The sequence below is a fragment of the Cryobacterium fucosi genome (assembly GCF_004403515.1).
Classification (GTDB): Bacteria; Actinomycetota; Actinomycetes; order Actinomycetales; family Microbacteriaceae; genus Cryobacterium; species Cryobacterium fucosi.
Map to the genome: position 1 here is coordinate 1 of NZ_SOHH01000104.1, position 23526 is coordinate 23526.

A 23526-nucleotide genomic window follows, 5' to 3' on the forward strand; every position below is an offset into this window, starting at 1 on the left:
GTGCGGGTGTCCTGCCAGACGATGGCGTTGTAGACGGGCAGGCCGGTGGTGCGGTCCCAGACCACGGCGGTCTCGCGCTGGTTGGTGATGCCGACGGCGGCGATGTCGTGCCGGGTCAGGTTGGCCTTGGACAGCGCCTGGCCGATGACCTCACGGGTGTTGTTCCAGATCTCCATCGGGTCGTGCTCGACCCAGCCGGCCTGGGGGAAGATCTGGGCGTGTTCGAGCTGGCCGGTCGAGACGATCGAGCCTGCCTTGTCGAAGATGATCGCGCGGGAACTCGTCGTACCCTGGTCGATCGCAATGACGTACTGAGCCATGGATAACTCCTTATTGTGTGGCGCGTTGTAGGGGGTGACGCAAAAAAGAGGGACCGATCCGGAGACTGAATCGGCCCGTTCCGTGCATTAGGTGAGGAGAGGAAGGAGGGCGATGGAGGCCCAGCCGGCGAGCAACCCGCCGATGATGGGGCCCACGACGGGAACCCACGAGTAGGCCCAGTCGGAGGAGCCCTTGCCCTTGATCGGCAGCAGGAAGTGCGCGATCCGGGGCCCGAGGTCACGGGCCGGGTTGATCGCGTACCCCGTCGGCCCGCCGAGCGAGGTACCGNACCGATCACGATAACGAGGATCGCCACGGGCAGGGCTCCGAGGGCGGCCAGGCCCCCGCTCTCACCCTGGCGTCCGCCGCCGAACGCGATCACCACGAACACCAGCACGAAGGTGCCGATGACCTCGGTGACCAGGTTCCAGCCGTAGGAACGGATGGCCGGGCCGGTCGAGAACACGCCCAGCTTGTTGGCCGCGTTCGGCTCCTGGTCGAAGTGCTGCTTGTAGGCCAGCCAACAGGCGACGGCGCCGAGGAAGGCGCCCAGCATCTGGCCGGCGATGTAGACCAGCACCGACAGGAAGCTGACTGTCACGCCCGAGCCGAACTCGGTGGCGCCGGAAGCCACCAGGCCGAGCGTGACGGCAGGGTTGAGGTGGGCACCGGAGTTGTAGGCGACGGTCACACCCGCGTAGACGGCAAAACCCCAGCCGATGGTCACCATGAGGAAGCCGCCACCGAGACCCTTGTTCTTCGCTAGGGCGACGTTGGCGACGACTCCGGTACCGAGGAGGACGAGCATCGCTGTGCCCACAACCTCCGACAGAAATACGACTCCGATATTGTCCACTTTGACCTTCCTTGGTGAGGCTGGGGATACCAGGCGAGCCCCTCGCAGTGAGCGGTTGGCAACACCATAGCGCGGTGGTTTCCGCAGCGGAATAGGCAGGTGGCCCAGCCATTTTCTGCCCCTTACCCGCGACCGCGGCAGCGCGTAGGTTGGGGTCGAACCTGAATTGCACGCGTCGCGGCCCGTCTACCGCGTCGCTCCGTCACCTCGATTAAAGGAAGAGTCATGAAAAAGCTCGTCAATGATCCGAAGAACGTCGTCACTGAGGCCGTTGCCGGGTTCGGGGCTGCCCACGCCGATCTCGTTCGGGTCTCCACCGATCCCATCTACATCGTGCGCACTGACGCCCCGGTCGCGGGCAAGGTCGGAATCGTCAGCGGCGGCGGCAGCGGTCACGAACCGATGCACGGTGGGCTCGTCGGCCCGGGCATGCTCGACGCGGCAGTTCCCGGCGCCGTATTCACCTCGCCGACTCCCGACCCGATCCTCGCAGCGACGAAGGCGGTCGACGGGGGAGCAGGCGTGCTCCACATCGTGAAGAACTACACGGGTGACGTGCTCAACTTCGAGACGGCCGCCGACCTCGCCGCCGCGGACGGTGTGGAAGTGCGTTCCGTACTCGTCAACGACGACGTGGCGGTGAAGGATTCGCTCTACACCGCCGGTCGCCGGGGCGTCGCCGGGACCGTCCTCGTCGAGAAGATCGCCGGGGCAGCAGCCGACCGCGGTGACGACCTCGAATCGGTGGCCCTCGTCGCCGAGAGGGTCATCGGGCAGGTGCGTTCGATGGGCGTGGCGCTCACCCCCTGCGTCGTTCCCCACGCCGGGCAGCCGAGTTTTACCCTGGCCGAGGACGAGATCGAGATCGGCATCGGCATCCACGGGGAGCCGGGGCGCGAGCGGATCAAGCTCGAACCGGCCGACGCCATCGTCGACCGCCTTCTCGGTCCGATTCTGGACGACATCCCGTTCGTGGCCGGGGACAAGGTCCTTTTGTTCGTCAACGGCATGGGCGGCACGCCGCAGGTCGAGCTGTACATCGTCTTCCGTCGGGCCGCAGAGGTGCTCGCCGAGCGCGGCATCGAGGTGACCCGCACCCTGGTCGGGAACTTCACGACCGCCCTCGAAATGCAGGGAATGTCGATCACCGTCCTGAAACTCGACGATGAATTGACCACGTTGTGGGATGCGCCCGTGCAGACCGCGGCGCTACGGTGGGGACGGTAGGGGAGAACGAATGAATCTGGGTGTCGCCTGGGCCAAGGCGTGGATCACAAGCAGCGCGGACGTCATGAGCGAGCACCGGATCGAGTTGATCGACCTGGACCGCAACATCGGCGATGGAGACCATGGCGAGAACATGGACCGGGGGTTCCAGGCCGTCCTGGCAAAGCTCGAGGCCGTTCCCGCCGAGGCCAGCCCCGGGGATGTCCTCAAGATGGTGGCGACCACGCTCATCTCCACGGTGGGCGGGGCGGCCGGCCCGTTGTACGGCACGGCCTTCCTCAAAGCCTCGATCGCCATCGCCGGTGCGACCGACCTCGACGGGGCCGCTCTGGTGCGTCTCCTGACTGCGGCCAGGGACGGCATCGTGTTGCGGGGCAAGGCCGAATCCGGGGACAAGACCATGGTCGATGCGTGGACGCCGGCGGTCGACGCCGCCGGCGCCGCACACGCCGCCGGGGCGGACGACCTGGCCATCCTGCAGGCAGCGGCGGACGCCGCCGAGGCCGGGGCGCTGGCCACCGAACCGTTGGTCGCCCGCAAGGGCCGGGCCAGCTACCTGGGTGAGCGGGCCATCGGTCACCGCGACCCTGGCGCGCAATCGTCTGCCCTCTTGCTGAGGGCTGCGGCGGACACCGCGGCGCTGGTTTGACGATGGCAGAATCTCCTCGGGTGGGACTGGTTTTCGTGTCCCACAGCGCGAAGATCGCCGAGGGCCTCGTCGACCTGGCCGGTCAGATGGCCCCCCACACCGTCCTGGTCGCGGCCGGCGGCACCGACGAAGGCGGGATCGGGACCAGCTTCACGCTGGTACTCGGCGGAATCGAACGGGCAGCCGCCGGGGCCGGCGTTGCGGTGCTCTGCGACCTCGGCTCCGCCATCCTCACCGCCGAAACCGCGCTCGACTTCCTCGACGAGACCGTGCGGGCGCGAGTGCGCATCGTCGACGCACCGATCGTCGAAGGGGGAGTGGCGGCCGCCGTTGCCGCGGAGATCGGGGGCAGCCTCGACGATGTGGTGACCGCCGCGCGGTCGGCGGCGCGGACATCCGCCGGCTCACCGCCCGGCGGCACCCCGGCCGGGCCGGCCACGGTGACCCGCATGGTGACCCTCGTCAACAAGGACGGCCTGCACGCCAGGCCCGCCGCGGACTTCGTCACACTGGCAAGCACCTTCGACGCTCGGGTCACGGTGAACGGCAGGGAGGCGACGAGCCTGCTCGCGATCATGTCGCTCGGCCTGATCAAGGGGAAGACGGCGGAGATCTCCTCCTCCGACGCCCACGGTGCGGAGGCCGTCGAGGCCCTGGCGAACCTGCTCGAATCGGGTTTCGGCGAGGAGTAGCGCGAACCGGATTTCGCATAGCACTCGCGGGCGGATTTGTCCAATCCGGCGTACGCTATCGACATGGTCCAGCACAACACGTCGCGGCGGCGCACGGCGCCCGCGCATCTCTTCGAGTGGGTCGACCACACCCTGCGGCCGATCGCAGGTCCACCTCCGCCCGGCGGCTTCGACGCCGACGATGCGGTCGCCCTCAAGGATTGCCCGGTCTGCGGGCGCGCCATGCGGGAACACACGATCATCCATGCCGCCCATGACAGCATCCTCAACTGCCCGGTCCCGCATCTGGGGGCGTGGGATCGGGACGCGTTCGAGCCGGTCAATGAATTCGGAATGGTGATCCACCGTGGACCGGACCGGCCAGCGAGAGAGTAAGGGCGCACCTGCGCACGTAGCACTACAGTGAGACCCGAATAGTGCGGGGATCGGCACTTTCTAACAGGCCACGCGGCCGGCACGCGAGCGCCGGCCGGCCGGGCCTCGCTGATCCGGTCGCGGACGTGACACCGGGGGCGAACAGGTACGCCGACCTGGGCCGACCGCCAGCCGCCGATCCTCGCCGGGTGACCGCGGCCGTAAACGTTCCTCGTGACAAATAGTCTTGGCGGTGAGAGGCTGGCGTCATGTTGGACATCGCGGTGATCGACGGAGCCGTCGCGGCCGAAGCGTCCCTCGATCCCATCCGGAGCCGGATTCTGGCGGAACTGGGGGAGCCGGGCTCGGCCACGACTCGTGCGGCGCGAATCAGCCTTCCACGCCAGAAGGTGAACTACCACCGGAGCGAGCTCGAGCGGCACGGCCTCGTCGAGATGCTCGAGAATCGTTGCAGGGGCACCATGACCGGGCGAGTCATGCAGGCGACAGCAGCCAGCGTCGTTGTCTCCCCGAGCGCCCTCGGCGGCGTCGGGCCGGTAGCGACCCAGTCAAAGAGAGGAGCGCCGACCATGAGCAAGGAATTCGAGATTGTCTGTGAGGGGGAGTTTCCGGGAACCCCGGAGCAGGTCTGGGACGCGGTGACGACGGAGACCGCGGCGTGGCTCTTTCCCACCGACGGGATGCTCGGGGAGGATCTTGTCTCAGAGCGCCCGACCCACCACGTGAACCGGATGGACGGCGCGGATGGCTGGTTCAACCGGCTGGAACAGGTCATCGAGGCTCGACCGAATGGGCGCTCGTTCCTGCGCTGGGTGCACAGCGGGGTTTTCGCGGAGGACTGGGACAACCAGTACGACGGCGCCAGCGCGCACACCGTCTTCTACCTGCACACCCTGGCCGAGTACCTTAAGCACTTCGCGGGGCGTCCCGTCGTCTTCGCGTCCGTGGACGGGCCGGCCGCATCGACCACTGCGGGAGCCTTCGACCTCGTGAAGGCCGCACTCGGGCTCGCCGCCGGGGCCGCGGCAGGGGACAGCGTGCCGGTGGCCCTGCCTGGGATTGCCTCGGACGTGGCTGTGGTCGATTTCTGGAACGACCACTTCATCGGTCTGCGGACGGGTGACGCTCTCTATCGATTCTTCGGACGCAACGCCTTCGGGGCGCCGGTCGGCGTCACCGTGCACCACTTCGGCGGCGCAGACGCCACGGCGCTGCGGGATTCCTGGCAGGACTGGCTGGACCGCATTTTCGACTGACCGAGAACAAACACAACAACTGGGGGCGTTTGAGCGATCCGGTGAACCCCGGGGACCAGTTCTCGGCCATCCATCGGCGCAGGGAATCAACCCCGCCTTCGGGGAACCATCCATCTGTAGCTTCGGCGATGACTCCGTCAAGGAATCTGCCGGGGCGGATGGAATGCGCAATCTGCTCCCGAAACGGTGACGCCCGTGTCAAGGCGAGACGCACTGTGGCTGGATAGAGGGTCCGACGACGGGGGGCGTACCTCGCTGTCTGGCCGGGCTCGTCTCGTGCCAGGACGCAGCTACGCGAATCCAACCATCGGATCCAACGACTAAGGTTAGCCTTGCCTCACCAAAAACGAGGGGCAAGACCTCCAACCAGAGACAGCCGTGCGCACCAACAAACCAAACGATGCATTCCCTCCCGCAAATATATCCGCGGTGCAGCCCGTGACGAGCGCGCAGCGCAGCCCCGCGATCGGTTTCGAGGCCCTCCGGCTCCTCGCCGGAGAACCGTCCGCGACTGCCCTTGTGACCTCGGATGGGACCCTGACCTACGCCGACCTGGACGAACGGGTCCGGGACCGGCGGGACAAATTAGGAGACGGCCGCCGACTCGTCATGGTGTCGTGCGCGAACGCCCTCGAGCCCCTGGTGACTTATCTTGCCGCGCTGTCGGCTGGGCATCCGGTGCTGCTCGTCGCAGGCGACGGGGACGAGCCCAGCCAGGAGCGGAACAGGATCGGGCTCCTTGAGCGTTACAACCCCGACGTGGTTCTGGCACCCGTAGGCGACGAGTGGCGTCTGGACGAACGACGGGAGGGAAGCCGACACACGTTGCACCCTGAGCTCGCACTGCTGCTCAGCACCTCGGGCTCGACCGGATCGCCGAAACTCGTTCGGCTGTCACGCGAGAATGTGCGAAGCAACGCGAGAAGCATCGCCGACTACCTCGACCTGACCCCGCAGGACCGGGCGGCCACAACGCTGCCGATGCACTACTGCTACGGGCTCTCAGTCGTGAACAGCCACCTGATCTCCGGCTCGAGCCTGCTGCTCACCGAGCGTTCGGTGGTCGAGCCTGAATTCTGGAACGAGTTCGAAGCTGCAGGGGCCACCTCCTTCGCCGGCGTCCCCTACACCTTCGACCTGCTCGATTCCATCGGCTTCGCCCGGCGCGAACATACGAGCCTGCGCTACATCACTCAGGCCGGCGGACGACTCGGCCCCGACCGGGTGCGCGGTTACGCCCGGCTGGGCCAGGAACGCGGATTCGATTTCGTCGTCATGTACGGCCAGACAGAGGCGACCGCACGGATGGCCTACCTGCCGCCTGAGCTGGCGGAGGCACGGCCCGAATCGATCGGCATCCCGATACCGGGCGGGCAGTTCCGCATCGACGACGCCGGCGAGGACTCGGTCGGTGACCTCGTCTACACCGGGCCGAACGTCATGATGGGATATGCGGAGGGCCCGGCGGAGCTCGCCGCTGGACCGACAGTGGGGGATCTGCGCACCGGCGACCTAGCCCGCCAGCACGACGACGGACTCTTCGAGATCGTCGGGCGGAGCAGTCGCTTCGTCAAGATATACGGCCTGCGGATCGACCTCGACCGGGTCGAGCGGCTCCTCGCCGACGACGGCGTCGAAGCCAGGGCGGTCAACCTCGAGGAACGCCTTGTGGTGTTCGTGCGGCAGCGGTGGGCACTCGGGCTTGTCGTGCCGATTGCCGCGGAGGCGCTCGGCCTGCCCTGTCACAGCGTCCGGGCGCACCTCATCGAGGAGTTCCCCCTGACGTCCAGCGGCAAGCCGGACACCGCGAGCCTGCTTCGGGAGGCGGCAATCCTTGAGCGAAACGTCCGACTGGAGGACCGCTCAGGGACCGTGACGGCGGAAAATATCCGGGCTCTCTACTCAACCCTCCTCGACCGCCCGGACGCGGTCGCCGACGACAGCTTCGTCGCGCTGCACGGCGACTCGCTGAGTTACGTCGAGGTCTCGGTGCGGCTCGAGCAGATGCTCGGTACGCTCCCCAGGGACTGGCCGGCGAAATCGGCCCAGGAGCTGGCCAGCCACCGAACCGCACCGGCCGGGGCTCGACGCCGACGCCCGCTGGCGCGCATGGAGACATCCGTCGTGCTGCGGGCTATCGCCATCGTTCTGATCACGGGGACGCACGCCAATCTCTTCCACGTACAGGGCGGTGCTCACCTGCTGCTCGGAATCCTGGGCTTTAACCTGGCCCGATTCCAGTTCGCCGATGTACCTCGGCCGATGCGGCTCGGGAAGCTGCTGCGCAGCGCCGTCCAGATCTTCGTCCCGGCCGTGCTGTGGATCGGTGGTGTCGCCCTGATCGGCGGGATGTACGAACCCGCGACGGTCTTCATGCTGCATAATCTGTTTGGCGGCGACGATCGTTGGACGATGCAGTGGCAGTACTGGTTCCTGGAATCCGTCGTGTGGACGATCCTCGGCCTGGCGCTTGTCTTCTGCGTTCCCCAGCTCGACCGGCTCGAGCGCCGATACCCCTTCGTCTTCGCGGCCTGCTTCGTCGCGGGCGCGCTTCTGTTGCGCCTGCTGCTGACCGGCGGTGTCGAGGCGGGGCCGACCGAACGGTACTCGCTGCCCATCGTGCTCTGGCTGGTCGCTCTCGGCTGGCTCATCGCGCGTTCCACGGACGTCAAGCGGCGGGTGCTGAGCTCGGCGGTCGTCGTGCTCACCGTCCCTGGGTTCTTCGGCGACCCGGCCCGCGAGGCGATCACGATCGCGGGACTGCTGCTCCTCCTGTGGATTCCAGCGGTGCCCCTGCCGCGGATTCTGGTTCCGGTGCTGGGCGTCGTGGCCTCGGCATCGTTGTTCGTGTACCTCGTCCATTGGCAGGTCTACCCGCTTCTCGCGGATGAATTCCCTCTACTCGCCACCCTCGCCTCCTTCGCGGTGGGGATCCTCGCCTGGCGAGGGTATTCCGCACTGAGTAGTCGGTGGGCGGCCCATCCCGCGGCCGCGACCCGCCAGCTAGTGTCCGATGTGCTCGCGAAAACGGCAGGTCGCGACCGGCGAGGCGATCGTTGACGACCGGACGGTCTGCCGCGCAGACCCCCATCGCTCGCGGCCGCTGAACGGGGTCGAGAACGAACAGCACGGGGTCGGACTCAGTGCGCAGACAGGTGGAGGCGCACTTCGTTTCAATGAGGCGTTCTGCAGTGTGCCCGGCGTCTGGATGTGCGGATCCCACCGCGCGATCTCGCTCGGTTGGCAGGTGGTTTCCGTCTTGTGCGAACACCGGGACGGGCTCGCTCTCGCGCGGAATACCCAATACGCGCATAAGGGATTCCCCAAGAAGCTCAGAATGGGTCAGACTTCCGCGTCCGCTGGAATAGGGACCGTCTGGCAGGAGTAGGCGACTATCTGACACGCCTTTCAGACGGTCCGCATTTCAGCGGGTGGCCACAACTCGTCAATTCATTTGGACATGAGACCAATCTGTGTTCCCTGACGTTCTCAGACAATTGCTCTGCAGTTCGACAACCGGGCGCTGGCTCGCGTTCGCGACCCAACCCCGGACTGGACCGCATCGCGAATGGGGCCAATCCGCTCCTTGAGCACCAACTGCTTTGACCGTTTGCCGTTCGTTGACTGTCTGAGCTGGTGATCTTCAACAGTGACGCTATTTTGAGCCGGTGATCGGATCGCTCGGTGCAAGTGGACCGGCCTGCGTCCCGGCCACCAGCTCCAAATGGGTGGAGAGGTCGATTGGGAAGGCGTCGACTTCTTGGACGCCGACCTAGACGGCGACTTTGATCGTGGTTCCTCCCACGCCGTCGGTCACGCTCACTGGTTCGCTGAGTACGAAACGATACTGGTCGTGTCCAGAGAGCCCGGCGATCTCGTGGAGCTCCTCGACGGCCGTTTCCAGGCCTGCCATCTGGTGGAAGGGGTCCAGGTTTTGGCTGTGTCGGCTCCCGGGCAGCCGCATCAGTAACCCGGTCCCACCCTTCAGGACCCACATGGAATCCGGACTGGTGACGCGTACGAGGAATCGTTGCAGCATTTGATCCCCAAAAGTGACGTTCTGCTACGTGAGCTTGACGGTCGTCACAGGGAGATCTCGTGGGGCAGGAATTCGCAGGCGGTGTCGCCCGGAAAACCGGGCGCTTAGATTTCGGCGCCGTAATCTCGTTACGGGCGTCTGGTCGTAATTATCCGCGCTGAGTGGGTCCGTCTCAGAACTGAAATGTCCCGCGAACACATGCCCGAGGTTTTGGGTCTCTATGCTATCAAGGTGTGCAGATCTACCCCGAAGAGGACCACGAGAGGCCAGAGTACAATCGCCGCCAGGCCTTCCAGAATATTGCCGGGAACGTTCCATGCCACGAGATAGCTCTGGGTAGCAGCGACCACTACGCCGATGACCAGATACACGATCCCGATCAGACCTATTCCGCGCCTGCCAATTCCGCGCCTGCTCATTTTGCGCCTGCCAATTCCGAGTCTCGTCGCTCATCTGCCACTGCGGGGTGTGATTCACATCGTAGTTGCGTTGGGGTGATTCGGGTAGGCCCGGGCCCCTTCGACGTCCAGAGGGGAGTACAGGCGCGGGCGTTCGCACAGAACGGGTGTCGCTGGTCCACAATGACGGCATGCGTACGTTCGAGGTCGAGGAGGAACTGCTGATCGTTGACCCCGTCCTCGCGGCTAAATTCAGGCAGGAGCAGATCGAGGTGCAGACGAGCCCCTGCTCAAGCCTTGATGGCCTGTTGGAGGGAATCCGCCGCGGGCGCGACGCGGCCGGCACTGCCGCGTGGGCCGTTGGGGCCGGGGTCGCCGCCCTGGCCACGTCCCCTCTGGCGCGTGGTCCCCGGTATGCGGCCATGATGAACGGCTTCGGCCTTACCGCGAGGGAACCGTCAACCAGCGGGCTCCACGTGCACGTGTCCGTCGGTTCGGACGAGGAAGGTGTGGCGGTTCTGGACCGGATCCGCATCTGGCTGGACCGGTCGAGCTGTTCGGCTCGGCTGCCAGGTACCGTTCCTTGGTCGCCGGGCATTTCGCATCCGGCGCTCTGTTGGACGACGGGGTGGTTTACTTTGACGTCCGAGCCGCCATGGTCGATTGGGGTGATCACCACCGCGTCCGATCCAGGCTGGCTGCCAGACGCCATCCGTTCCAGCCGCCTGGCGGGAGCCTCGCGGGCGCCGGGGTCCAGCTCATTGATGCAGCCCTACTGCGGGGGTATCGTCGTCGGAAAGGGGCTTGTCCAGAATGCTGAAGGTTCGATCAGCCGGCGCGGCCTCACTGTCTTCGACTGAGAAGAGGTGGAAACAATGAGTGAGGCTGACAAGATCAAGAACGCGGCTGAGAAGGCCGCGGGAAAGTTCAAGGAGAGCGCAGGCAAGATCGCGGGGGACAAGTCGCTCGAGGCTGAAGGCAAGACCGACCAGGCCAAGGCGAGTCTGAAGCAGGCCGGCGAACATGTGAAAGACGTGTTCAAGAAATAGCGAACGTGCCCGGTACTCGATTGCCCGGACCTTCCGGGAACAATGGAAAGGAACACCATGAACATGCTGCTCATCGTCGTGGCCATTATCGCGGTCGTGCTCTTGCTGACGGGCGGTTTTGTGCAGTCCCTGAACTTCCTATTGTGGGTGGGTGTGATCCTGCTGGTGATAGCGGTGATTGCGTTCTTGGTGCGCTCGATGTCTGGTCGCCGAGGCGCGTAACAGGCGCGTGAACACGACCGAAGGAACGATGCACGGCTGGTCTTGGTTCCTGCGGCTGCTGATTTGGGCTCACAGATGCTCGATATGACCCAGTTGAAATCCGCGTTCCTGCTGTGCCTGTCGCAGGATGCCAGGACCATCCGTCCAGATCGCAATGCCCACACCCGCCGCGGCAAACGTTGAATCGTGCACTGGACGCGTGCTGACCGCGGGCATATTCTCACCAGCAGCGAAGCGTTCGCGAATTGACGTGCGGAGGTCCACCATGAGTGAAGAGCAACCGACACCAGTATCTGATGAGGGCTGGACGTCCCAGTCTGCGAAGCTAGTCGAGCCGGTCGTGGACAGCCCGGTTGGAGATATGTCGGTGGAGGGCGAAACCGAAGTAGGTCCGTACCCGTCCCTGACTCACATCGAAAACATGGAGCAGGCAGACCTGCCGGCAGTTGCCGAGAACGCCGCCGACAGAAAGCACAGCCAAGACGAGTGACGGCCCCGGGGTCAACACACCCGGACGCTGATTAGCTCACTTTTTCTCAAATTCCCGGGGTCGATCGTCAGGTCGGATGTTGCGATGCCGTTGGACATGACGTTCCTCGCAAACGCTTCGGGGTGGCACGAGCGAGACCGCCGCCGGGCGCGGCCGCTACGAATGGACTGTAGCGCCGGTTGCGTCGGCCGCTGCAGCACACGGTAGCCGGAGGGGGGAAAGCCGTCCAGCCCCTGCCCAAGCCCATCCGACGGATGACCGATAATGCACATTATGTCAACTCATGCGCCAATCGCAAGAATTGCTCAATAGGACTCCCCTTGTATTTATTCGGCTTGTATTTATTCGGCGGAGCGCCGGCCGTGGCAGGAACTTCCGCTGGTTCGCCGGGACGCGGTTTTCAACAAATGACGTTCGATCTTTCCGAGCGGAACTGAGGCTGGAATGTTCAGTGGCAATTGACCTTGGTGATTCTCACGTCGGTCGCGGCATCCTCGTGGATCGGCAAGGTTGCAATGGCTTTGTCGCCTTTGGCGAGAGCTCCGGTGAATCCGTTACTGAATCCGACTACGGCACCAGACTCATCCATGGTGTCTGCCCTGACGTACACGCCGCTGGGGCAGGATCCGTACGCGTAGATCTCCATCTGGCTGCATCTGCCTTGTCCGCACTGTTCCTCGTCGACGAAGCGCGTCGCAACCCCGTCGCCGCGATCTTTGAAGCCTTTGGGGAGATCGGGCGGGCTGAGAGTAGGAGTGCCCGTGCTGCCGGGCCCCGGTTCAGCAAAATTTGAACAGCCGGTCAAGAGCAACAGTGACGCGGCCACCGCGAAAAGGCCTATTGAGCAGCGATTCATCTGGTTCCCCCAGGTCGATTGGTCTAAACACTACTATGGCGTCGAACCGGGCCGCATCCCCAGGATCACCCCGTGCATCAAATGCAGGGACGCTCGGAAAATAGTCCATCGCTGCTCCAATCGCCCACATACCAAGCCGCACGAAAGAGTTTGGGCTGCAGTCCAATGACATTCAACGAGCGAGGACGAAATTGCTGACGCAGCGTCGACACAAAAGGGGAAACGGTTGATTGGTCTCGTCGCTGCGTTCCTTTTGACCTTGGCAGTGCCCGGCTGCTCGGTGTTCAATGCGTGCCCAGCGATCGCTTGGAACAACACCGTCGTCGTCAAGCTCGAAGGCGGAACCCGAGACGTCAGCGTCGTGGAGTTGTGCGGAGACGGCGTGTGTTCGGTACCCGCACCGATCCTGCAGCAGTCAGACGACCCCGTCCGCCTTGAAACCCTCGACCCCCAGCAACTCGGGACCTTTACGCCAGAGCCTTCAGCAATCCAACTCCCCTATTTCGCTACCAAGATCGATGACAGCACCTGGAATATCTCGATAGAAATGGCGAGTCCGGACAAAGCGACCCTGCGTGCCCTCTCAGCAAGCGGAGATGTCCTCGCTGAGCGCGAGGTGTCACTCAGTCGGGTTCGCGTGGGCGGCACTGGACGGTGTGGCGGACCTGCCGAGGCCGACCCCATCAGCCTCACTATTGCATCCTGAATCCGCGAGCGTTACCGACGCCGAGCGCGCCCCGCAAGAGGGTCGTCTTGCGCGACATTGGCGGCCCCGCGGATCCACTGGGATGCAGCGGGTGCTGCAGGCATTGGGATGCGTTTCGCGAGCGATGTTCAACGTCGGGAACTTCATGTCGAGCCATGGTGGAGAAAGTACGGGTGTCCTACACTGGCCGGCGAAAGCACCTCGTGAGCGGAAGGAATGCTGGCCCAGACGAAGCCCCCGCTTTGGACCACAAAGAAGGGAAAATCGTGGTCGACTTTACGAGCGACGATCTGTGCGACGCCCTTGTGATTGACCCCGAGGGTAATGAGATCGGCACGCTGATCCGAATCTACGTGCACCCCGTCCATCGATCCCCTCAGTGGGCCAGCGTGCGGACGGGGATACTCGGGTCGGCCAAAGCATTCGTACCGCTCGACGGCGCGCAGTGGGACGGCGTCCACATCCGCGTGGCGATCAATAAGTTCCTCATCATCAAGGCTCCCCATGTGGACAACCAGGATGACGACGAATTGACCGAAACCGACACCGATTCTCTGGTCGAGTATTACGCCATCTCAAAACGGCACCGACCGGTGCGAGGCTGCCGGGCTCCGTAACGACGCCCCGACACACCATGCTCGCGCCCCTGACCCGACCGTCGCCCGGGAGCCCAATGTGCCTATTGCAGGATTTGCAGAATAGAGCTCCAGGCAAGAACGTCCACTGTTCACCATCGGGGTCGAGGCACGCAGGCGGCCTTTCGATCGTCAGCGGTCGCGAACTGGTCATCCGGATTCTGCTTGGGTGGCGATGGGCCTCGCCGGACTCGTCGCGCTCGTGCTGGGGATCTTGGTGCTGGTCTGGCCTGCCGCGACGCTGGCGATCATTGCCGGCCTCCTCGGCCTGTACTTTCTCATCGGTGGCGTCGCCCGGGTGGCGCGCGGCGTGTTCATGACCGGTGCCACCGGCGGCATCCGGGTACTTGATATCCTGCTCGGCGTGCTGCTGCTCGTCGCCGGCATCATCGCGATCAGGAATCCCCTGGACTCCCTCGCCGTGCTCGGCATGGTGATCGGCATCTCCTGGCTGGTCGAGGGGGTCGCCGCGCTGGTGGAGACGGCCCCCGATGCGAGCAAATGGTTCGGCACGCTCTTCGGAGCGATCAGTGTCGTCGCCGGGATCTCGATCCTGTTGTCACCGATCGACTCGCTCGCGGTGTTCGCGCTCCTCGGCGGTGTCTTCCTGGTGATCTCCGGCGTCAGCCAGGCCGTGATGGCGCTCATGTTCGGGCGTCGGGCCCGGGGATGATCGGCAGCTGCCTGCCCCACCAGTCGAGGATGAGTTCCGGGCGCTGCAACCGATGACGGAGACGACCGCCCGACCACCATCCGGATGGGGTGTCGGGTCGGATACCGACTTGAGGAGCGGAAGGTCCGAAGCCTTCAACCGTCATACTTTCTAGTCGGCGACGAGGTCCGTCGTGTCGCCGACATAACGCGTGTTGTCCGCCGGGATGGGCTCGACGGCGGCGAGAGCCACCTCGGCCGCGAATTCCTCCACGTTGTACAGGCGTCCGGCCGCGTCCTTCCGGGCGCTCATGGTTCCCGGGCTGGCGCGCTCCAGCAGCGTTGCGGTGACGGTGCCCTCGATAATGTCGCCGGAGACGACGACGAAGCCGATCCCGGCCTCTTCCAGCTCGGGGATGCGAGAGCGGAGGGCGTCCTCCCCCGCGCGCTTGCTGCGCGCAACCGGCACATACTCCGGCATGGTCTCCGCGGTGCCGAAGAAGTGTGCCTGGTGGCTTGTGACGAACACGACGCGGGCGGCTTCGGCGAGCAGGGGCCGCGCGGTCGCCAGCAGGTTGAGCTGGGCATCCCGGTTCAGCTTCATCGCGTAATCGTCGGCCATTCCGCTTTCCATGCCGCCGGAGGCATTCATGACGAGGATGTCGAGCTCGCCGAATTCCGCGCGGATGGTGTCGAACATGGCCGTGACGGCATCGGCATCCGTGAGGTCGGCGCCGATGGTGATGGCCGTGCCGCCTTGGGCGCGAATGGCCTCGGCGACCTTGATCGCACGGGCCTCTTTGTTGCGGAAGTTGATGGCGACGCTCGCGCCTGCTCCGGCGAAGTAACCGATGGTGGCCGCACCGACCCCTCGAGATGATCCGGTGACGAGCACGCGCTTGCCGTCAAGTGATCCTGCTGCAAGTGGATTGGTCACGCGAACTCCTCAGATAACGAATTGGTCTGGCAGATGACCTTACCAAGAAGCCCCCGCTCCCCTGTCCGACGCACCTGCTAGTTTCATAACGAGGGAACAGAAATGGGAGGGGACGCCATGGATGCGTTCGCAGCGGAATTCGCGTGGATTGTCTGGCTCGTGCTGATCCTGGTCTTCGTCACCATCGAGATGGTCACGCTCGACCTGACCTTCCTGATGATGGCCGCCGGCAGCCTCGGGGCGCTCCTGTCCGGCCTGCTCGGTGCGCCGTGGTGGTTGCAGCTCGTGATCGCGGCCGTTCTGACGATCGCCCTCCTCCTCGGCATCCGCCCGCCCCTCCTTCGCCTGCTCAAACGCGGCGGCGACCCGGCGAAGACCAATGTGGACGCCCTGCTCGGCCTGGACGGCCGGGTTGTCAGCACCATCGGCGCCACCGGCGGCCAGGTTCGGCTCGCCAACGGTGAGACCTGGACGGCACGCCTGTCCCCCGGCACGGGTCGCATCGTCGAGCCCGGCGAACGAGTACTCGTCACAGCAATCGACGGGGCGACCGCAGTGGTCACCCCGGCGGAAAGGAACTCTCCATGACCGATCCAGGCCAGATCATTGTGCAGGTGGTCGTCTTCGTCGCCGTTGCGGCGCTCGTCCTGTTCGTCATCGTCACCCTTGCGAAGTCGATCCGGATCATCCCGCAGGCCAGCGCCGGCGTCGTGGAGCGCCTGGGCCGTTACCACAAGACGCTGATGCCCGGCCTGAACATCCTCATCCCGTTCGTGGACCGCCTGCGGCCTCTGATCGACATGCGGGAGCAGGTCGTGTCGTTCCCGCCCCAGCCAGTGATCACCGAGGACAACCTCGTCGTCTCCATCGACACCGTCGTCTACTTCCAGGTGACGGATGCCCGCGCGGCCACCTACGAAATCGCCAACTACCTCGGGGCCGTCGAGCAACTCACCACGACGACCCTGCGCAACGTGGTCGGTGGCCTGAACCTTGAGGAGGCCCTGACCAGCCGCGACAACATCAACGGTCAGCTGCGCATCGTGCTCGACGAGGCCACCGGCAAGTGGGGTATCCGGGTCGGGCGGGTGGAACTGAAGGCGATCGATCCGCCGCACTCCATCCAGGACTCCATGGAGAAGCAGATGCGCGCCGAGCGTGACCGCCGCGCCCTCATCCTCACCGCCGAGGGAACGAAGCAGTCCGCCATCCTGACCGCGGAGGGCGCGCGTCAGGCCGCCATCCTCTCGGCGGAGGGCGACGCGAAAGCGGCTGTCCTGCGCGCACAGGGCGAGGCCGAGGCCATCACGACCGTGTTCAAGGCGATCCACGACGGCGACCCCGATCCGAAGCTGCTGGCGTACCAGTACCTGTTGACCCTGCCCAAGCTGGCCGAGGGTAGCGCGAACAAACTCTGGATCGTGCCCAGCGAACTCACCGAGGCGATGAAGGGCGTCGGTCGTGCGTTCGGCCAGACCCCCGTACCGGGGTCTCACGCCGGTGCACCCGAGGCAGCTCAGGGTCCGGCCACCCACGCCGCGCCGGGCGCTTAGGCGGTCACTATGCCTGGGGGTGGGTCGTCCCGATTTCTGGATGGTTCTGCGCCCCGGGTGTTCGCCCATCGGGGCCTGGCCCTGAACGCACCCGAGAACACCCTCCCGGCCTTCCGTCACGCTCTCCTCGCCGGCGCCACACACCTCGAAACGGACGTCCGAGCCAGCGACGACGGCGTCGCGGTGCTCAGCCACGACGCGGAATTCGCCGTTCCGGGAGCTCGGATCCGGGTCAACAGGCTCACGCTGGCCGAGCTCCACCGGATCAACCTGGGCCAGGGCCAGTCCTTCGCCTCGCTCGGCGAGGCGCTGGACGCGTTCCCGGATGCGCGGTTCAACCTCGACGTGAAATCGGAGGACGCGATTGAGGCGACGGTGGCCGCGGTCCGGGCCGCGAACGCCACCGACCGGGTGCTGATCACCTCCTTTTCCGAGGCGCGCCGTGCGCGCACGGTCCGGTCGCTGCCGGGCGTCGCCACCTCAGCGTCCTCCGCTCTCGTCGGACGGGCGTTCCTTGCGGCCGAATTCGGGTTCGGCGGTCAGGTGAGGCGTGCGGTGAGCGGACTCTCCGCCATCCAAGTGCCGGAAACGGTCAGGTCCCTGCGCATCCTGACCCCGCGTTTCGTTCGGGCGATGCACACCGTCGGCGTCGAGGTGCATGTGTGGACGGTGAATGACCCGGCAGCGATGCGCCGGCTCCTGGAAGCGGGCGTCGACGGCCTGATCACCGACCGGTGCGACCTCGCGGTGGGCGTGATCGCCGGCCGAAGCTGAGAGTTTCCACCGAGTATGGACGTAACGGAAAGATAACGTCCAGCTTGATGGTTTAGAACTAGGAGTTGCATCGCGAGAGGAGACCACAATGGCGGATCGCAGTTTGCGTGGCATGAGGTTGGGCGCACAAAGCCTTCAAAGCGAAGAGGGCGTAACCTTTTCACCACGAGTCAGTCACACGTACCTGTGTGCGACGTGCGCGCGGGAGACGGTGATGATCTTCTCTGCGGAGGCTGAAGCCCCCGACGAGTGGGAGTGCCGGTTCTGCTCGCAGACCGCAACGCGTCTTGTGGACTCGAAGCCGGTGATCGTGGATCACTCGGACGAAAAGGTTCCGCGTACGCATTGGGACATGCTTCTCGAACGGCGCACTCGCGCCGAACTCGAAGAACTTCTGGAAGAACGGTTGACGTTTTTGCGCGCCCGGAGGGGCCAGCAAAAGATCGGCGCCTGAACCCGCTTCACCGGTCAACCACTGCGCACCCGACCTTGTCGGGTGCGCAGTGCGTTAAGGAGGCACAGCAGGAAGCCGGCGAGACCGAGCCCTGATACGAACCATTCGATCACCCGGCCACCCGCCATCGCCGGGGTCACGGTGTCGCTGAGCGGCACCGTCTCGACCATCGCTCCCGGCTCCCAGGTCGGCAGCCGGTCCAGGCTCTCGCCATCCGGGGTGATGATCGCGCTGGTGCCGACCGTCGAGATGTTCACCACGGTACGGCCGGCCTCGATCGCACGGAGCCGCGCGATGGCGAGCTGCTGCACGCTCTCGTCGGTTCGTCCGAAGTCCGCGTTGTTCGTCTGGGCGAGGATGACCTCTGCCTTGTCGCTGATCATCTCGCGCACGAGCTGGTCGTCGGCGATGTCGAAGCAGATGGCGATGCCCGCCATGATGCCGTCGAGGTCGAAGACGTTGTCCCGTGTGCCGATCGTGTAGTCCCGGGAGATCAGGTCGATCAGCTCGGGCGCGAACGGGCGCCAGAATGCGCGATCGGGCATGTACTCGGCGAACGGAACCGGGTGGACCTTGTCGTAGATGTCGACGGCCCCCTCACCGGCCTTCCAGAGCAGTGAGCTGTTGTAGAACTTCCCGTCACGCTGGGTGATCGTGCCGGCCACGATCGGCGCGTTCATCGCAGTTCCGAGGTAGTTGAGCACCTTCGCCGCGTCGTCGGAGCGGGTCGGGTCGATATCGCTGGCGTTCTCCGGCCAGACCACGAAGTCGACCTTCCGGCCGATCAGCGGCAGCGTCGCCGAGGTGTGGTCGGCGAGGATCTGGCCGGGCGAGTACCGGGCGAACAGGCCGGCATCCGACGCCCCCTGCACGGCTGCGATCCGGGCCGTCCCGGACGGAACGGCCGGCCAGGCCGGCACAACGAGCAACACGGCGACGGATGCGACGCCGATGCTCCAGCGGGCGAGGGCGCCCACCGTGACCTCCCGCACGAGTTGAACGGCGAGGGTGCTCAGCCACACCATGAGGAAGCTCAGTCCTGACATCCCGACCCAGGCGACCAGGCCGTTGAACGGGCTTTCCGACTGAGAGATGGCCACCCGCCCCCAGGAGAAGCCGCCATACGGCCAGACGGCCGAGATCGCCTCGCGGGCCGTCCACAGGCCGGCGACGACGAGGGGGACGACTCCGAGGCGCCCCGCCGCGCCCGGCCACACCCGTGGGCCCACGTTGAGGACGACGCCGATGAGGGCGAGGCTGACGCCGAAGAAGAGGGATTCGAGGCCGGCGAGGGCCAGCCAGGGCACCGGGCCCAAATACAGGGTCAGCCAGCTGATGTGGATCAGCCAGAACGACAGGCCCGAGACCATGCCGATCAGCAGGCCGGCCCACGGCCCGCGGCCCAGCAGGGCGACCAGCATCAGGGCCACCCCGACCGGCGCGAGCACCCACCAGGACCGGTCGGGGAAGCCCGCGTCGAGGATGCCCCCGGTCGCGGCCGCGAGCATGATGGCCGCCTGCAGCGGCAACTGCCGCCGCGAGCTCCCCTGGTTCACCTCCACAGCCTAGGCGACTGAGGAGTAGGCGACGATGCCGCGGCGGATCGCGTCCATGGCCTGCCGGGCGGTGCGCCCGACCGGGCCGTCGGCCACGACGGAGAGCTGGTCGAGCAGGTCGATTGTCTGTTTGGTCCAGCGCACGAAGTCGCCCGCGGCCATCTCCGCCTCATCCAGGACGTCGACGAGGGAACCGGAGCGCGCCCACTTCCACATGGCGAGGCTGAGGCCGACCGCCAGCGGATTGCTGCCGGGGAGCTTGTTGTCCCGTTCGAGGTCGTCGAGGCGGCTCCACAGTTCCTGCGTCCTGTCGAGGGCAGGCCGGAACGCTCCCCTGGGCAGGTAGCGTTCGTCGATCATCCCCTCGTCCCGGCGTGGTTCGAAGACCAGGGCGCACGCCATGGCCGCCAGCCCGGCCGGGTCGAGGTCTTTCCACAGGCCTCGGCGTAACGACTCTGCGACGAGCAGGTCCCTGTCCGCGTAGATGCGCCGAAGGATCAACCCGCTCTCACTGAGCGTGACGGAGCCGTCCGCGTCCTCGAGCAGGTAGCCGTGGCCGAGGAGAACGTCGGTGACGCGATCGAAGACGCGCGCAACGGCGCCGGTGCGGGTCGTGATCTGCTGGGTCAGCGCATCCGTCTCCCGTTTCAGCTTCCACCAGCGCTGCGCCCACCTGGCGTGCTGCTCCCGATCGGGGCAGCTGTGGCAGGGGTGCGCGCGCATACGTTTGCGCAGGCTGGCGAGCTCGCGCTGGCGCCGCTCTCTGGCTGCCCGGGCGCCGGTCTCGCCGGTCGCGCTCTCCCGTTCCACATCGGTGAGTTTGCGCCGGATGGACGAGTACTCGGTGAAGTCGCCGAGGTGGCACACCATCGACCCGGCGAAGCCCGCCAGGGATTCCTCCTGATGGCGCACCTTGCGGGCCATGTCGACGACGGCTCGATCGGCCTGGAACTGGGCGAAGGACGACTCGAGCACGTCCCTGGTGCGCTCCCGGCCGAACTGGTCGATCAGGTTGACGGCCATATTGTAGGTGGGCTTGAAACTGGAATTGAGCGGGTAGGTGCGTCGCGACGCCAGCGAGGCGACCGTCTGCGGATCGAGCCCAGGCGCCCATTGGATGACCGAATGGCCCTCGACGTCGATGCCGCGTCGGCCTGCCCGGCCGGTGAGCTGGGTGTATTCTCCCGGCGTGATCGGCACCCGTGCCTCGCCGTTGAACTTCTCGAGCTTGTCGAGGACGACGGTGCGTGCGGGCATGTTGATGCCGAGGGCGAGGGTCTCTGTGGCGAAGACGGCCTTGACGAGCTTCCTCTGGAAGAGCTCCTCGACGACCTCCTTGAACGCCGGCAGCATGCCGGCATGGTGGGCGGCGACCCCGCGCTCGAGGCCGTCCAGCCACTCGAAGTAGCCGAGCACGCCGAGGTCCTCGTCGAGCAGCGTGCGACAGCGCTCGTCGACGATCTCCCGGATCTCCTCCCGCTCACGGGCATCCGTGAGACGCACCCCGGCCCGGAGCACCTGGCGCACGGCCTGGTCGCAACCGACCCGGCTGAAGATGAAGAAGATCGCCGGCAGGAGGTGCTTGCCCTCGAGCAGCCGCACGATCTCCGACCGGTCCATGCGCCCGGAGTCGAAGGAGGACTGCCGGGGAATCCGGTCCCGATCGCTCCCCCGGCGGCCGCCGGACCTGACGGCCACCCCGCGTCCACCGGCCTGTGCCAGTCGCACCAGTTCGGGATTCACCTGGTGGGTTCCGGCCGGGCCGGAGGAATCGAACAGGTCAAGCATCTTGCTCTTGACGAGGACGTGCTGTTCGAGGGGCACCGGGCGCTCCTCGGAGACGATCACGTCGGTTTCGCCGCGCACGGCCTGGAGCCAGTCACCGAATTCCTCGGCGTTGGAGACCGTTGCGCTGAGGGAGACCATCCGCACGTTCTGCGGGAGGTGGATGATGACCTCCTCCCAGACGGCCCCGCGGAACCGGTCGGCCAGGTAGTGCACCTCGTCCATCACGACGAAGGCCAGGTTCGCGAGCAGGTCGGAGTCGGCGTAGAGCATGTTGCGCAGCACTTCGGTGGTCATCACGACCACGCGCGCCTGCGCGTTCACGTTGGTGTCCCCGGTGAGCAACCCCACCTGGTCAGCGCCGTATTCGGCGACCAGCTCCTGGAACTTCTGGTTGCTCAGCGCTTTCATCGGCGCCGTGTAGAACACCTTCTGGGAGGTGCCCTGCATGGCCAGGTAGATGGCGAATTCGGCGATCAGAGTCTTGCCGGCGCCGGTCGGGGCCGCCACCAGCACGCTGTTGCCGGTCTCCAGCGAGGCGCAGGCGGCCAGCTGGAACGCATCCAGTTCGAAGCTGAGGCCCGCGCGGAACGATTCCAGTTTCGGGGCGTTGGCGCGGCTTCTGGAGGCCGAGTAACGTTCGGCCGGCGACTGCAGTGAGTTCATCGGATGCGCCTAAAGCGCCAGCTCCTGTTCAAGGGCACGGTTGCGCCGGGCGGCGCGCCGGTCATGCAGGAAGGCAACGCCGTAGGCGGCGAAGTAGAGCACCACCATCGGGATGGCCAGGAGGAACATCGACACCACATCGGCGGCCGGGGTGGCGATGGCGGTGAACAGGATGATCACGAGGATGGCCACCCGCCACGACTTGATGATCGACTGGGCGCTGATGACGCCGGCGAAGTTGAGCAGGACGATGAAGACCGGCAGCACGAACGCAACGCCGATGGCAACGACGAGTTTCAGGACGAAATCGAAATAGCTCTGCGCGGTGACCAGGGCCGCGTCCTGCGCCGGGGCGAAGCTCGTCATCAGCTCGACCACGTTCGGCAGCACGTAGAAACCGGCCGCGCAGCCGGCCAGGAACAATGGCACGGCGGTGAAGAAGAATCCGAACGTGTACCGCTTCTCGGTGCGGGTGAGCCCTGGCACGAGGAAGGCGAAGACCTGGTACAACCACATCGGGCTGGAGACGACGAGGCCGACATAGAACGAGATCTTCAGCTTCAGGTCGAACGCGGACGTGATGTCCGGGTAGTTGAGCTGCGCGCTGCGCTTCTGGGCCGTGGCGATCGTGTAGATCGGCTCCCGCAGGGCGTCCCAGACGAAATCAGACAGGAACCATCCGACGATGGCGCCGACCAGGATGCCGGCGGCCGCGAGGAAGAGACGCTTCCGCAACTCGAGCAGGTGCTGCCCGAGCGACATCTTCCCGTCGGCCGCCACGCGCCGAGGAGTGCGCCCTGGCACGGAAGTTACGACTTCGAGCCGGGGTCGGCGGGGCCGGCCGCCTTCGAGGGATCGGTGCCCGTCGTGCCGGAGCCGGAGGCCTCGTCGTCGGGCTTGTCGCTCTTGATCTCGCTCTTGAAGATCTTCATCGACTGACCCAGGCTTCGTGCGAGAGCCGGGAGCTTGGGCGCTCCGAAGAGCAGGAGAACGATGACGAGGATGATCAGGAAATGCCATCCGGTCAGGTTGTTAAGCATGAGAGTCCGTCCTCTGGGTGGAAGGGGCGTGCTGCATCAGTTTACCTCGCACAACCAAGCGATCCCAACGCAGCTGGCGGCGATGCCGACGCTCGGCGCTCCCCTGTTCGAGGGCGAGCCGCACGTCGGCCGTCTCCTCGAACACCGCCGGGCGGAACGGGCGCAGCGGAGGGAGTTGCGGATCGAGCTCGAGCCCCGCGAACTGGTCAGCGAGTCCCTCGAGTGCCTCCATCGTGCGCACGGCCTTCCGGAAGAGGGCGTAGCCGAACCAGGCGAGCATCCCGAGCAGGGCCAGGACCAGGCCGGCCCAGAGCAGGATCCAACTCCACCAGGGCATCG

At 65.7% G+C, this 23526-nt stretch carries 26 protein-coding genes and 1 pseudogene; 17 read left to right on the forward strand and 10 right to left on the reverse strand.

Annotated elements, in window-relative coordinates; genetic code table 11:
• Positions 1–320, reverse strand: a 320-nt coding sequence (locus E3T48_RS14845; protein WP_241986846.1) for an FGGY family carbohydrate kinase, incomplete at its 3' end; no start/stop codon positions are given.
• A gap of 87 nt (positions 321–407) precedes the next feature.
• Positions 408–1129, reverse strand: a pseudogene (locus E3T48_RS14850) (MIP/aquaporin family protein).
• A gap of 273 nt (positions 1130–1402) precedes the next feature.
• Between E3T48_RS14850 and dhaK the strand changes: the two are divergent.
• From dhaK to E3T48_RS14885, 6 genes are all read left to right on the forward strand, one after another.
• Positions 1403–2404, forward strand: coding sequence for a dihydroxyacetone kinase subunit DhaK (dhaK, locus tag E3T48_RS14855; RefSeq protein ID WP_134524811.1), 1002 nt, complete (start codon positions 1403–1405; stop codon positions 2402–2404).
• A 10-nt stretch (positions 2405–2414) separates the two neighbouring features.
• Complete coding sequence (gene dhaL, locus E3T48_RS14860; protein ID WP_134524812.1) at positions 2415–3053, forward strand: dihydroxyacetone kinase subunit DhaL; 639 nt, start codon at positions 2415–2417, stop codon at positions 3051–3053.
• A gap of 20 nt (positions 3054–3073) precedes the next feature.
• Positions 3074–3745: a dihydroxyacetone kinase phosphoryl donor subunit DhaM gene (gene dhaM / locus E3T48_RS14865; protein ID WP_338145247.1), complete on the forward strand. Its 672-nt coding sequence runs from the start codon at positions 3074–3076 to the stop codon at positions 3743–3745.
• A 63-nt stretch (positions 3746–3808) separates the two neighbouring features.
• Positions 3809–4120, forward strand: coding sequence for a hypothetical protein (locus E3T48_RS14870; RefSeq protein WP_134524814.1), 312 nt, complete (start codon positions 3809–3811; stop codon positions 4118–4120).
• A gap of 248 nt (positions 4121–4368) precedes the next feature.
• Positions 4369–5376, forward strand: a complete 1008-nt coding sequence (locus E3T48_RS17660; RefSeq protein WP_420898387.1) for a helix-turn-helix domain-containing protein — start codon at positions 4369–4371, stop codon at positions 5374–5376.
• Between the two features lie 438 nt (positions 5377–5814).
• Positions 5815–8436: an AMP-binding protein gene (locus E3T48_RS14885; protein ID WP_134524815.1), complete on the forward strand. Its 2622-nt coding sequence runs from the start codon at positions 5815–5817 to the stop codon at positions 8434–8436.
• Positions 8437–9148: 712 nt separating this feature from the next.
• Here the strand turns inward: E3T48_RS14885 and E3T48_RS16860 are convergent.
• Positions 9149–9289 (reverse strand): hypothetical protein, encoded by a 141-nt coding sequence (locus E3T48_RS16860; protein WP_166789758.1) that lies wholly within the window; start codon positions 9287–9289, stop codon positions 9149–9151.
• Between the two features lie 715 nt (positions 9290–10004).
• Between E3T48_RS16860 and E3T48_RS14890 the strand changes: the two genes are divergently transcribed.
• The 4 genes from E3T48_RS14890 to E3T48_RS14900 all read left to right on the forward strand — a co-directional run bounded on the left by E3T48_RS14890 (position 10005) and on the right by E3T48_RS14900 (position 11574).
• Entirely contained in the window at positions 10005–10673 is a 669-nt protein-coding gene (locus tag E3T48_RS14890) for a glutamate-cysteine ligase family protein (RefSeq protein ID WP_134524816.1), read from the forward strand.
• Between the two features lie 15 nt (positions 10674–10688).
• Positions 10689–10862, forward strand: a complete 174-nt coding sequence (locus E3T48_RS14895; RefSeq protein ID WP_134524817.1) for a CsbD family protein — start codon at positions 10689–10691, stop codon at positions 10860–10862.
• 57 nt (positions 10863–10919) lie between these two features.
• Entirely contained in the window at positions 10920–11084 is a 165-nt protein-coding gene (locus E3T48_RS16865) for a DUF2207 domain-containing protein (protein ID WP_166789759.1), read from the forward strand.
• A gap of 265 nt (positions 11085–11349) precedes the next feature.
• Entirely contained in the window at positions 11350–11574 is a 225-nt protein-coding gene (locus tag E3T48_RS14900; RefSeq protein WP_134524818.1) for a hypothetical protein, read from the forward strand.
• A gap of 448 nt (positions 11575–12022) precedes the next feature.
• On the opposite strand, the gene E3T48_RS14905 is transcribed toward E3T48_RS14900, so the two are convergent.
• Positions 12023–12400, reverse strand: a complete 378-nt coding sequence (locus E3T48_RS14905) for a hypothetical protein (RefSeq protein ID WP_134524819.1) — start codon at positions 12398–12400, stop codon at positions 12023–12025.
• 256 nt (positions 12401–12656) lie between these two features.
• Between E3T48_RS14905 and E3T48_RS14910 the strand changes: the two genes are divergently transcribed.
• The 3 genes from E3T48_RS14910 (at position 12657) to E3T48_RS14920 (ending at position 14444) form a co-directional block, all read left to right on the forward strand.
• A complete protein-coding gene (locus E3T48_RS14910; RefSeq protein WP_134524820.1) occupies positions 12657–13136 on the forward strand; it encodes a hypothetical protein in 480 nt (159 codons plus the stop codon).
• A gap of 242 nt (positions 13137–13378) precedes the next feature.
• Complete coding sequence (locus E3T48_RS14915) at positions 13379–13753, forward strand: hypothetical protein (RefSeq protein WP_134524821.1); 375 nt, start codon at positions 13379–13381, stop codon at positions 13751–13753.
• A gap of 193 nt (positions 13754–13946) precedes the next feature.
• Positions 13947–14444 carry an HdeD family acid-resistance protein gene (locus E3T48_RS14920; protein ID WP_241986850.1) on the forward strand — a complete coding sequence of 166 codons (498 nt, stop codon included), beginning with the start codon at positions 13947–13949 and terminating at the stop codon, positions 14442–14444.
• A 150-nt stretch (positions 14445–14594) separates the two neighbouring features.
• Here E3T48_RS14920 and E3T48_RS14925 read toward each other — a convergent pair whose 3' ends face one another.
• The gene (locus E3T48_RS14925; RefSeq protein ID WP_134524823.1) at positions 14595–15359 is read right to left on the reverse strand and encodes an SDR family oxidoreductase; all 765 of its coding nucleotides are present in this window, start codon (positions 15357–15359) and stop codon (positions 14595–14597) included.
• Positions 15360–15476: 117 nt separating this feature from the next.
• On the opposite strand from E3T48_RS14925, the gene E3T48_RS14930 reads away from it, so the two are divergent.
• From E3T48_RS14930 to E3T48_RS14945, 4 genes are all read left to right on the forward strand, one after another.
• Complete coding sequence (locus tag E3T48_RS14930; protein WP_134524824.1) at positions 15477–15947, forward strand: NfeD family protein; 471 nt, start codon at positions 15477–15479, stop codon at positions 15945–15947.
• On the forward strand, positions 15944–16912 hold the full coding sequence (locus E3T48_RS14935) for an SPFH domain-containing protein (protein ID WP_134524825.1): 969 nt from the start codon (positions 15944–15946) through the stop codon (positions 16910–16912). Before E3T48_RS14930 ends, E3T48_RS14935 begins: the two co-directional genes overlap by 4 nt.
• 57 nt (positions 16913–16969) lie before the next feature.
• Positions 16970–17686 carry a glycerophosphodiester phosphodiesterase family protein gene (locus E3T48_RS14940; RefSeq protein ID WP_241986847.1) on the forward strand — a complete coding sequence of 239 codons (717 nt, stop codon included), beginning with the start codon at positions 16970–16972 and terminating at the stop codon, positions 17684–17686.
• 88 nt (positions 17687–17774) lie between these two features.
• Complete coding sequence (locus E3T48_RS14945) at positions 17775–18140, forward strand: RNA polymerase-binding protein RbpA (protein ID WP_134524827.1); 366 nt, start codon at positions 17775–17777, stop codon at positions 18138–18140.
• A 14-nt stretch (positions 18141–18154) separates the two neighbouring features.
• Here E3T48_RS14945 and lnt read toward each other — a convergent pair whose 3' ends face one another.
• Genes lnt through E3T48_RS14970 form a run of 5 tightly spaced genes read right to left on the reverse strand, consistent with a single transcriptional unit; the run spans position 18155 to position 23524 of the window.
• Positions 18155–19696 carry an apolipoprotein N-acyltransferase gene (gene lnt, locus E3T48_RS14950; protein ID WP_241986848.1) on the reverse strand — a complete coding sequence of 514 codons (1542 nt, stop codon included), beginning with the start codon at positions 19694–19696 and terminating at the stop codon, positions 18155–18157.
• A gap of 9 nt (positions 19697–19705) precedes the next feature.
• Positions 19706–22147, reverse strand: a complete 2442-nt coding sequence (locus tag E3T48_RS14955; RefSeq protein WP_134524828.1) for a DEAD/DEAH box helicase — start codon at positions 22145–22147, stop codon at positions 19706–19708.
• 9 nt (positions 22148–22156) lie between these two features.
• Positions 22157–22909: a twin-arginine translocase subunit TatC gene (gene tatC, locus E3T48_RS14960; RefSeq protein WP_134524837.1), complete on the reverse strand. Its 753-nt coding sequence runs from the start codon at positions 22907–22909 to the stop codon at positions 22157–22159.
• A gap of 47 nt (positions 22910–22956) precedes the next feature.
• Positions 22957–23187 (reverse strand): Sec-independent protein translocase subunit TatA, encoded by a 231-nt coding sequence (tatA, locus tag E3T48_RS14965; RefSeq protein ID WP_134524829.1) that lies wholly within the window; start codon positions 23185–23187, stop codon positions 22957–22959.
• On the reverse strand, positions 23180–23524 hold the full coding sequence (locus tag E3T48_RS14970; RefSeq protein ID WP_134524830.1) for an Asp23/Gls24 family envelope stress response protein: 345 nt from the start codon (positions 23522–23524) through the stop codon (positions 23180–23182). The genes tatA and E3T48_RS14970 overlap by 8 nt, the downstream gene beginning before the upstream one ends.
• Positions 23525–23526 lie beyond the last annotated feature (2 nt).

Coding starts and splice junctions, on each gene's coding strand:
- dhaK (WP_134524811.1), top strand. CDS start 1,403: ATGAAAAAGCTCGTCAATGATCCGAAGAACGTCGTCACTGAGGCCGTT.
- dhaL (WP_134524812.1), top strand. CDS start 2,415: ATGAATCTGGGTGTCGCCTGGGCCAAGGCGTGGATCACAAGCAGCGCG.
- E3T48_RS14870 (WP_134524814.1), top strand. CDS start 3,809: ATGGTCCAGCACAACACGTCGCGGCGGCGCACGGCGCCCGCGCATCTC.
- E3T48_RS17660 (WP_420898387.1), top strand. CDS start 4,369: ATGTTGGACATCGCGGTGATCGACGGAGCCGTCGCGGCCGAAGCGTCC.
- E3T48_RS16860 (WP_166789758.1), bottom strand. CDS start 9,289: ATGGCAGGCCTGGAAACGGCCGTCGAGGAGCTCCACGAGATCGCCGGG.
- E3T48_RS14890 (WP_134524816.1), top strand. CDS start 10,005: ATGCGTACGTTCGAGGTCGAGGAGGAACTGCTGATCGTTGACCCCGTC.
- E3T48_RS14895 (WP_134524817.1), top strand. CDS start 10,689: ATGAGTGAGGCTGACAAGATCAAGAACGCGGCTGAGAAGGCCGCGGGA.
- E3T48_RS16865 (WP_166789759.1), top strand. CDS start 10,920: ATGAACATGCTGCTCATCGTCGTGGCCATTATCGCGGTCGTGCTCTTG.
- E3T48_RS14900 (WP_134524818.1), top strand. CDS start 11,350: ATGAGTGAAGAGCAACCGACACCAGTATCTGATGAGGGCTGGACGTCC.
- E3T48_RS14920 (WP_241986850.1), top strand. CDS start 13,947: ATGGGCCTCGCCGGACTCGTCGCGCTCGTGCTGGGGATCTTGGTGCTG.
- E3T48_RS14930 (WP_134524824.1), top strand. CDS start 15,477: ATGGATGCGTTCGCAGCGGAATTCGCGTGGATTGTCTGGCTCGTGCTG.
- E3T48_RS14935 (WP_134524825.1), top strand. CDS start 15,944: ATGACCGATCCAGGCCAGATCATTGTGCAGGTGGTCGTCTTCGTCGCC.
- E3T48_RS14945 (WP_134524827.1), top strand. CDS start 17,775: ATGGCGGATCGCAGTTTGCGTGGCATGAGGTTGGGCGCACAAAGCCTT.
- E3T48_RS14955 (WP_134524828.1), bottom strand. CDS start 22,147: ATGAACTCACTGCAGTCGCCGGCCGAACGTTACTCGGCCTCCAGAAGC.
- tatC (WP_134524837.1), bottom strand. CDS start 22,909: ATGTCGCTCGGGCAGCACCTGCTCGAGTTGCGGAAGCGTCTCTTCCTC.
- tatA (WP_134524829.1), bottom strand. CDS start 23,187: ATGCTTAACAACCTGACCGGATGGCATTTCCTGATCATCCTCGTCATC.
- E3T48_RS14970 (WP_134524830.1), bottom strand. CDS start 23,524: ATGCCCTGGTGGAGTTGGATCCTGCTCTGGGCCGGCCTGGTCCTGGCC.